Source organism: Streptomyces sp. AC627_RSS907 (genome assembly GCF_019049165.1).
Genome location: NZ_JAGMUE010001411.1, coordinates 1 through 561, shown reverse-complemented (window position 1 = coordinate 561; position 561 = coordinate 1). Strand labels below are relative to the sequence as shown.

General features: G+C 69.3%; 1 pseudogene. It reads left to right on the top strand.

The window, feature by feature from the left end:
• A pseudogene (locus KUM32_RS42170) lies at positions 1 to 561 on the top strand (LamG domain-containing protein); the annotation flags it as partial.

Sequence of the window (561 nt, the reverse complement as noted above, 5' to 3'; positions counted from 1 at the left end):
CGAGTGGGGGAGACCACCTACCCGACGGCGTGGAACGCCCGCCGCGGGCTGCGCATCGGCGCCGGCTCCTACAGCGGCAAGGCGGACTCCTTCTTCCCCGGCACCATCGACGAACTACAGATCTTCGACAAGGGCATCAGCCCGGAAGAAGTGACCCGCCTGTACGCCAAGGAGACCATCGGCGATCCCGGCCGCCCCGCCAAGGCGATCTTCCCTCTCGACGAGGAGTCCGGAGCCACCGAGGTCACCGCCCACGGCGGCGTGCTTCCCGCCCGCTTCCACGGTGGAGCGGCTTCGGGAAACCCGGGCGTGGCAGGCAATGCCCTGACACTGGACGGAACGGATGACTACGCCCGTGTGGGCGCACCTCACCTGAACTCCTCCAGGAGCTTCGCCGTCGCGCTGTGGGCCAAGCTTCCCGAGACCAAGCCGGGCAGAGCCGCGGTGGCCATATCCCAGGGCGGCACCCACAAGGCGGGCTTCGAGCTGTACTACTCGGCGGCGTACCAGCGGTGGGTGTTCGACCAACACGCCGACGACACCCCGAGCGCGGCGGCGGTG